This is a genomic window from Pseudonocardia sp. TRM90224 (assembly GCF_021245725.1).
In the GTDB taxonomy this organism is placed as follows: domain Bacteria; phylum Actinomycetota; class Actinomycetes; order Mycobacteriales; family Pseudonocardiaceae; genus Pseudonocardia.
Genome location: NZ_JAJGSX010000092.1, coordinates 1 through 7,403, shown reverse-complemented (window position 1 = coordinate 7,403; position 7,403 = coordinate 1). Strand labels below are relative to the sequence as shown.

Below are 7,403 nucleotides of genomic sequence, written 5' to 3'. Positions count from 1 at the left end.
GACAGCGCCGACGACGACAGCGCCGACGACGACAGCGCCGACGACGACAGCGCCGACGACGACAGCGCCGACGACGACAGCGCCGACGACGAGGATGATCTGGCCGACGACGAGATCGACGAAGATCCGGCGGCCGACGAGTCCGAGGACGACGAAGACCCGGCAGACGACGAAGTCGAAGCCGACGAAGAGACCGGCGACGAGGACGAGGGCGCGGAGGAAGCCGAAGCGCCGCAGGCGGAGGAGCAGGGCCGGTGACGGACCTGCTGGACCTCCACGACGTCCTGCTGGCCGACCTCGACGGCACCCTCTACGCCGGCCCGACCGCCGTCCCCGGCGCGCTCGACGCCGTCCAGCACGCCGCCAAGCGGGGCGTGCGCACCGTGTACGTCACGAACAACGCGTCGCGGCGCCCGTCCGACGTCGCCGAGCACCTGCGTGAGCTGGGCTTCCCGGCGGCCGACGCGGACGTCGCCACCAGCTCGCAGGCCGCGGCTGCCATGCTGGCCGGGCAGCTCCCGCAGGGCGCACCCGTCCTGGTGGTTGGCACGGCGGCGCTCGCCGCGGAGGTCACCGCGGTCGGGCTGGGCGTGACGGACCGGACCGAGGAGGCCGTGGCGGTCGTGCAGGGGCACAGCCCCGACACGGGGTGGCGGGTGCTCGCCGAGGCGACCGTCGCGTTGCGCGCAGGCGCGGTCTGGGTGGCGTGCAACCTCGACCCCACCCTGCCGACCGAGCGCGGCCCGCTGCCCGGCAACGGGTCGATGGTGCAGGTGCTGCGCACCTCGTCCGGGCGGGAGCCGCAGGTGGCCGGCAAGCCGGCGCCTGCGCTGCTGCTCGACGCCGTGCGCCGCAACGACGCGCAACGCCCGCTGATCCTGGGCGACCGGCTCGACACCGACATCGAGGGCGGTCACGCCGCCGGGATCCCGTCGCTGCTCGTGCTGACCGGGGTGTCCGGGCCGGCCGACGTGCTCGCGGCCGAGCCCGACCTGCGTCCCGACTACATCGGCGCCGACCTCGGCGCGCTCACCGCCACCCCCGAGGCGCTCGCGCCGGGCCCGAAGGACGGCTGGTCGGTCGAGCCCGACGGGGACGCGCTGGTCCTGCGGGGCGAGGGCGACCCGCTCGACGCTCTGCGTGCGCTCTGCGCGGCCCGCTGGGAGCGTGGGAGCGGCCCCGTCGACGTCCGGGCCGACGGTCCGGGCGCGGCCGACGCGCTGCGCGCGCTCGGCATCGGCGGTGACTCTCCGAGCTCGGCTACCGTGGACCGGGAGAACCAGCCACGATCACCGGAGCAGTGATGACGACCCCCATGCCCGACCCGGCAGCCGCCGTCGAGCACGCCATGTCGGGCCTCGACCGGCTCGCCGACCGCCCGCTCGCCGAGCACGTCGAGGCCTTCGAACGCGTCCACACGGCGCTCGGCGAGGCGCTCGCAGCCGGTTCGTCCGGCGCGTGACGCCGGTGGTCACCCGAGCTCGGCTCGACGCGGAGCTGGTCCGCCGCGGGCTCGCCCGCTCGCGGCAGCAGGCCACCGAGCTCATCGAGCAGGGCAGGGTCGCCGTCCGCGGGATCACCGCGGGCAAGCCGGCGACCGTCGTCGACCGGGACACCCCGGTCACCGTGCAAGAGACCGGTGAGCAGGAGTGGGCGTCCCGCGGGGCGCACAAGCTGATCGGCGCGCTCGACGCGTTCGCCATCGACGTCGCCGGGCTGCGCTGCCTCGACGCCGGCGCGTCCACCGGCGGGTTCACCGACGTGCTGCTCGACCGTGGCGCGGCCCGGGTCGTCGCGGTCGACGTCGGCTACGGCCAGCTGATCTGGCGGCTGCAGAGCGATGAGCGGGTGCAGCTGCACGACCGCACGAACGTCCGGACGCTCGAACCGGAGACGATCGGCGGGCCGGTCGACCTGACCGTCGCCGACCTGTCGTTCATCTCGCTGCGCACCGTGCTGCCCGCGCTGGCGGCGTGCACGCGCGGCGCGCTGCTGCCGATGGTGAAGCCCCAGTTCGAGGTCGGGCGCGAGCGGCTCGGTGCCGGCGGGGTCGTGCGCGACCCCACGCTGCGGCTCTCCGCGCTGACCGCCGTGACCGCCGCGGCGCGAGAGCTCGGGCTGGTGCTGCGCGGTGCCGTCGCGAGCCCGCTGCCCGGGCCGTCCGGCAACGTCGAGTTCTTCCTGTGGCTCGCCCCGTCCGACGATGGCGACGACGTCGGCGACACCGTGCTGGCAACCGCCGTCGAGGAAGGGCCACGATGAGCCCCCGCGAGATCCTGCTCGTGCTGCATTCCGGGCGGGAGACCAACCGGCGCACCGCAGCGTCCGTCGCGAAGCGGCTGGCCGCAGCCGGTGTGCGGCTGCGGGTGATCGGCGAGGAGTGGGCGGAGGTCGAGAACGGCGGCCTGCCGCCGGAGCTGACCCCGCGGATCGTCGAGGGCCGCCCGGGCTGTGCGGAAGGCGCCGAGGTGGTGCTGGTGCTCGGCGGCGACGGCACGCTGCTGCGCGCGGCCGAGATGGCCCGCCCGGTCGGCACACCGCTGCTCGGGGTGAACCTGGGGCGGGTCGGCTTCCTCGCGGAGGCGGAACAGGAGTCGCTCGACGACGCGCTCGACGCGCTCGTCGACGGCACTTACGAGGTCGAGGAGCGCATGACGATCGACGCCGTCGCGCGCTCCAACGGCGACGTGCTCGCCCGCACCTGGGCGCTGAACGAGGCGACCGTCGAGAAGCGGACCCGTGAACGGATCCTCGAGGTGGTGCTGGAGGTCGACGGCCGCCCGGTCTCGGCGTTCGGGTGCGACGGTGTGCTCTGCGCGACCCCGACCGGATCCACCGCGTACGCGTTCTCCGCCGGCGGGCCGCTCGTGTGGCCGGCGGTGGAGGCGCTGCTGCTGGTGCCGAGCAACGCCCACGCGCTGTTCGCACGGCCGATGGTGATCGCTCCCGACAGCGAGGTCGCGATCGAGGTCGACCCGTCCGGCCCGCCGGCGGTGCTCGACTGCGACGGACGGCGCACGTTCACGATCCCGCCCGGCGCGCGCGTCGAGGTGGCCCGCGGCGCGACCCCCGTGCGGATGGTGCGCCTCGACGGGCAGCCGTTCGCCGACCGGCTCGTCCGCAAGTTCGACCTGCCCATCCGCGGCTGGCGCGGCGCCCCCAAGGCCTGAAAACTCCCCATCGTTTTGGGCACATGCGCGCCTCCAGGGCGCGCATCCACCCAAAACGGTGGGGAAGTTGGCGCGCCGCCGGCTGCACTGTCGGGCAGGTTCCGTACCCTTCGACTCATGCTGGCCGAGATGCGGATCCAGGGGCTCGGCGTCATCGACGACGCCACGCTGGAGCTGGATCCGGGGCTCACCGTCCTGACGGGCGAGACGGGCGCAGGCAAGACGATGGTGGTCACGGGCCTGTCGCTGCTGGGTGGCGGCCGCGCCGAGGCGTCCCGAGTGGCCGAAGGTGCCAAGCGGGCCGTCGTCGAGGGCCGGTTCAACGCCGATCCTGCGGCGCTCGCGGTGGCCGACGAGGTCGGGGCCGACGCAGACGACGACGGCACCCTCATCGCCATCCGCACGGTCGGGGCCGACGGCCGCTCGCGCGCGCACCTCGGCGGCCGGTCCGTGCCGGTCGGTGTGCTGGGCCGGCTCGCGGAGGCCACGCTCGCCGTCCACGGCCAGAACGACCAGCTCCGGCTCCTGCGCCCGGCCGAGCAGCGCGCGCTGCTCGACCGGTTCGCCGGCGACGCCGTCGGGTCGCCGCTGGAGCGCTACCGCGCGGTGCGCGCGGAGTGGCAGCAGGTGGCGGCCGAGCTGGTGGAACGCCGCGACGGCGCCCGCAGGCTCGCGCAGGAGGCCGACATGCTGCGCCACGGCCTCACCGAGATCGACGCGGTCGACCCGCAGCCCGGTGAGGACGTCGAGCTGGTCGACCTCGCCCGCAGGCTCTCGGCGGCCGACGACCTGCGTGAGGCCGCGTCCGCCGCGCACACCGCGCTCGTCGGGGCCGAGGACGGCGATCCCGACGTGCCGGGTGTGCTTGCGCTGCTCGGCGACGCCCGCCACCGGCTCGCCGCAGCCGGCGACCCCGAGCTGACCACGCTCGACGGCCGGTTGGCCGAGGCACTCGCCGTCGTGGGTGACGTGGGCACGGAGCTCACCGGCTACCTCGAGCGGCTCGACGCCGACCCGGAACGGCTGGCCGGGATCCTCACCCGGCAGGCCGAGCTGAAGGCGCTCACCCGCAAGTACGCCGCTGATGTCGACGGCGTGCTGGCCTGGGCCGACGAAGCGCGCGAGCGCCTGGACAACATCGACACGTCCGACGAGGCCCTGTCTGCGCTCGCGGCACGCCGCGACGAGCTGGCCGGTGAGCTCGCGCAGCACGCGATGGCCGTCACCGCCGCGCGCACGGAGGCGGCGAAGCGCCTGGCCGCCGACACCACCGCCGAGCTGGGCGGGCTCGCGATGCCCGACGCGCGGTTGCTCGTCGAGGTCGCGCCTCGGGAGGGGAATGCCGGCGGTGCCGATGCCCTGACGGTCGGCGGGTCCGTGCTGGTCGCCGGCACCGACGGCGTCGACGAGGTCGAGCTGCGGCTCGTCCCGCATGCCGGGTCCGCGGCGCAGCCCCTGCACAAGGGCGCGTCGGGCGGTGAACTCTCCCGCGTCATGCTCGCGCTGGAGGTGGCGCTGGCCGGCGCCGATCCGGTGCCGACGATGGTGTTCGACGAGGTCGACGCCGGGGTCGGAGGCCGGGCCGCCGTGGAGATCGGGCGGCGTCTGGCCCGGCTGGCGGCCCGCCACCAGGTGATCGTCGTGACCCACCTGCCGCAGGTGGCCGCGTACGCCGACCGACACCTCGTCGTCGACAAGTCGGCGCGCAACGGCGGTGCCGCGCGCAGCAACGTGCGCAGGTTGGCCGAGGGCGAGCGCATCGGCGAGCTGGCCCGCATGCTGGCCGGCCTCGACGACACCGAGACCGGTCGCGCGCATGCCGAGGAGCTGCTGGAGTCGGCTCGGGCGCACCGCACGGCCGATCGTGGGCCTCGCGCGCGCAACGCCAAGAGGTAACTGACGGTAACGCCGGTTGATCACCGGTGATGCCGCCGAGGGCGTCCTTCCAACCCCTTGGCGTGCCTGGGTAGCCCCGAACGCGTGCGGCGTGCCTTCCGGAGAACACGATCAGCAGGTGTCACAGTGAGTACATGAAGCTGTCCGGCCTGTTGCACCGCTCGAAACCAGCGTTGCCCGGGCTGTCCGGTGTGGCTCGGGTCGACCGGCGCACCGACGGCCTGCTTCGCCGCGTCAAAGCGGGCGAGATCGCCGTGCTCGACCAGGTCGATCTCGACCGCGCCACCGCCGACGCGCTCGTCGCCGCCCAGGTCGCCGCCGTGGTCAACGCCTCGCCGTCGATCTCTGGACGCTTCCCCAACCTCGGCCCCGAGGTGCTCGTCTCCGCCGGGATCACGCTGGTGGACGCGATCGGTCCCGACGCCATGCTCGCGATCAAGGACGGCAGCCGGATCCGGCTGCACGACGGTGTGGTCTACGCGGGCGAGCTGGAGCTGGCGACGGGCGTCCAGCAGGACGCCGACTCGGTGGCCGACGCGCTCGTCGAGGCGAAGTCGGGCCTGACCCACCAGCTGGAGGCGTTCGCGGCCAACACGATCGAGTTCATGCGCCGCGAGCGGTCGATGCTGCTCGACGGCGACGGTGTGCCGGAGGTGCACGCCGAGCTGGCCGGCCGGCAGGTGCTGGTCGTCGCCGCGGGCTACGACCATGCCGCCGAGCTGGCGCGGCTCAAGCGCTACATCCGCGAGTACCGCCCGGTGCTGGTCGGGGTGGGCGCCGGCGCCGACGCGCTGATGACCGCGGGGCACCGGCCCGACCTGATCGTCGGTGATCCCGCCGAGGTCTCGATCGAAGCCCTGACCTGCGGCGCCGACGTCGTCGTGCCCGCTTTCGCCGACGGGCACGCGCCCGGGCTGCACCGCGTGCAGGACCTCGGTGCCGGCGCGGTGACGTTCCCGAGCTCGGCCAACCCCGAGGACCTCGCGCTGCTGCTGGCGGCGCACCACGGCGCCGCGCTCGTCGTGACGGTCGGGCTCTCGGCGACGATGGCGGAGTTCCTCGACCGCGGGCGGTCGGGCAGCAACGCCTCGACGTTCCTGACGCGGCTGCAGCTCGGCGGCGCGCTCGTCGACAGCAGGGCGATCGCGGCGCTCTACCGCAGCCGCATGTCGGTCGGGGTCGTGCTCCTGCTGCTGGGCGCGGTGCTGGTGGCCGCCGCGGCGGCGCTGCTGTTCTCCGACGCGGGCGACGCCGTGATGGCGTGGGTGTCCCAGATGTGGGCCGTGCTGGCCGGACGGATCGAGGGTTGGTTCGGGTGATCTCGCTGCGCTATCACGCGTTGTCGTTGGCCGCGGTGTTCCTCGCGCTCGCGCTGGGTGTTGTGCTCGGCGCGAGCGGGGTGTCCGACCGCCTGCTCAGCGCCATCACGACCGAACGCGACGACCTCGGCGGGCGCGTGCAGCAGCTCACCTCGGAGCGCGATGGGCTCGCCGCGGCGCAGCGGTCGTCGGAGGAGTTCGCGCAGCGCGTCGGGCCCAACACCGTGCGCGGAGTGCTGCAAGGGCAGAACGTCGTGATCGTGACCTCTGGCGCCGACGTCGGCGACCGGGACGCCGTCGCGGCGCTGCTGCGGCAGGCGGGAGCCAGTGTTGCGGGCGAGGTCGCGCTCACCCCGGCCGCGGTCGACCCGGCGCGGGCCGACCAGTTCCGCGAGCTGGTCGCGCGACTGCTCCCACCCGGCGCGCAGCTGCCGGCGGCGTCGGACACCGGCAGCCTCGCCGGCGGGCTGCTCGCCGGTGTGCTGCTCGCGCCGAACGCGACCCCGGACCGCGCGCAGGCCGTCTTCAGCGGGCTCGCCGCCGCCGGGTTCGTGCGGCCCGGCGACGTGCCGGCGCGCGCGAACCTCGCGCTCGTGCTCACCGGCGGGGCGCTGACCGGCGTCGACGCCGCTGACGGCGCCGCCGTCCTGGCGCGGATGGCCGCCGAGATCGACCGCTCCAGCGCAGGAGCGGTGCTCGCCGGTCGCAGCGGCTCGGCTGACGCGACCGGCGCCGTCGGGGTCGCGCGGGCCGACCCGACGATCTCCTCGGCGCTCTCGACCGTCGACGACGTGCACTCGCGCGCGGGGCAGATCTCCGCGGTGCTGGCGCTGCGCGAGCAGGCCGACGGCCGGGCGGGCCGCTACGGCACGGACGTCACAGCGGCGGACGGCTCGGCGCCGGGCGTCTAGCCCCACCCCGATCGGCGGTCCAGCCTCCGGCTGGGGAGGGCAGGAAAGCCACTTTCCTGCCCTGTGAGGGCCGGAAAGTGGCTTTCCTGCCCTCGCGTGCGGAACGC

The 7,403-nt window shown here is 74.9% G+C and carries 7 protein-coding genes and 1 pseudogene; all 8 read left to right on the top strand.

Annotated elements, in window-relative coordinates:
• Positions 1–258 (top strand): annotated as a pseudogene (locus tag LL648_RS43465) (hypothetical protein); the annotation flags it as partial.
• Positions 255–1,304, top strand: a complete 1,050-nt coding sequence (locus LL648_RS43460; protein ID WP_232668845.1) for an HAD-IIA family hydrolase — start codon at positions 255–257, stop codon at positions 1,302–1,304. The pseudogene LL648_RS43465 and the gene LL648_RS43460, both read left to right, overlap by 4 nt.
• Positions 1,304–1,462 carry a hypothetical protein gene (locus LL648_RS43455; protein WP_232668844.1) on the top strand — a complete coding sequence of 53 codons (159 nt, stop codon included), beginning with the start codon at positions 1,304–1,306 and terminating at the stop codon, positions 1,460–1,462. Before LL648_RS43460 ends, LL648_RS43455 begins: the two co-directional genes overlap by 1 nt.
• Before the next feature lie 5 nt (positions 1,463–1,467).
• Positions 1,468–2,262, top strand: a complete 795-nt coding sequence (locus LL648_RS43450; RefSeq protein WP_232668847.1) for a TlyA family RNA methyltransferase — start codon at positions 1,468–1,470, stop codon at positions 2,260–2,262.
• On the top strand, positions 2,259–3,170 hold the full coding sequence (locus tag LL648_RS43445) for an NAD kinase (protein ID WP_232668843.1): 912 nt from the start codon (positions 2,259–2,261) through the stop codon (positions 3,168–3,170). Before LL648_RS43450 ends, LL648_RS43445 begins: the two co-directional genes overlap by 4 nt.
• A gap of 117 nt (positions 3,171–3,287) precedes the next feature.
• Complete coding sequence (gene recN, locus LL648_RS43440; RefSeq protein ID WP_232668842.1) at positions 3,288–5,066, top strand: DNA repair protein RecN; 1,779 nt, start codon at positions 3,288–3,290, stop codon at positions 5,064–5,066.
• Positions 5,067–5,200: 134 nt separating this feature from the next.
• Positions 5,201–6,385: a putative cytokinetic ring protein SteA gene (steA, locus tag LL648_RS43435; RefSeq protein ID WP_232668841.1), complete on the top strand. Its 1,185-nt coding sequence runs from the start codon at positions 5,201–5,203 to the stop codon at positions 6,383–6,385.
• Entirely contained in the window at positions 6,382–7,296 is a 915-nt protein-coding gene (locus LL648_RS43430; RefSeq protein WP_232668840.1) for a copper transporter, read from the top strand. Before steA ends, LL648_RS43430 begins: the two co-directional genes overlap by 4 nt.
• Positions 7,297–7,403: the final 107 nt, after the last annotated feature.

Coding starts and splice junctions, on each gene's coding strand:
- LL648_RS43455 (WP_232668844.1), top strand. CDS start 1,304: ATGACGACCCCCATGCCCGACCCGGCAGCCGCCGTCGAGCACGCCATG.
- LL648_RS43445 (WP_232668843.1), top strand. CDS start 2,259: ATGAGCCCCCGCGAGATCCTGCTCGTGCTGCATTCCGGGCGGGAGACC.
- recN (WP_232668842.1), top strand. CDS start 3,288: ATGCTGGCCGAGATGCGGATCCAGGGGCTCGGCGTCATCGACGACGCC.
- steA (WP_232668841.1), top strand. CDS start 5,201: ATGAAGCTGTCCGGCCTGTTGCACCGCTCGAAACCAGCGTTGCCCGGG.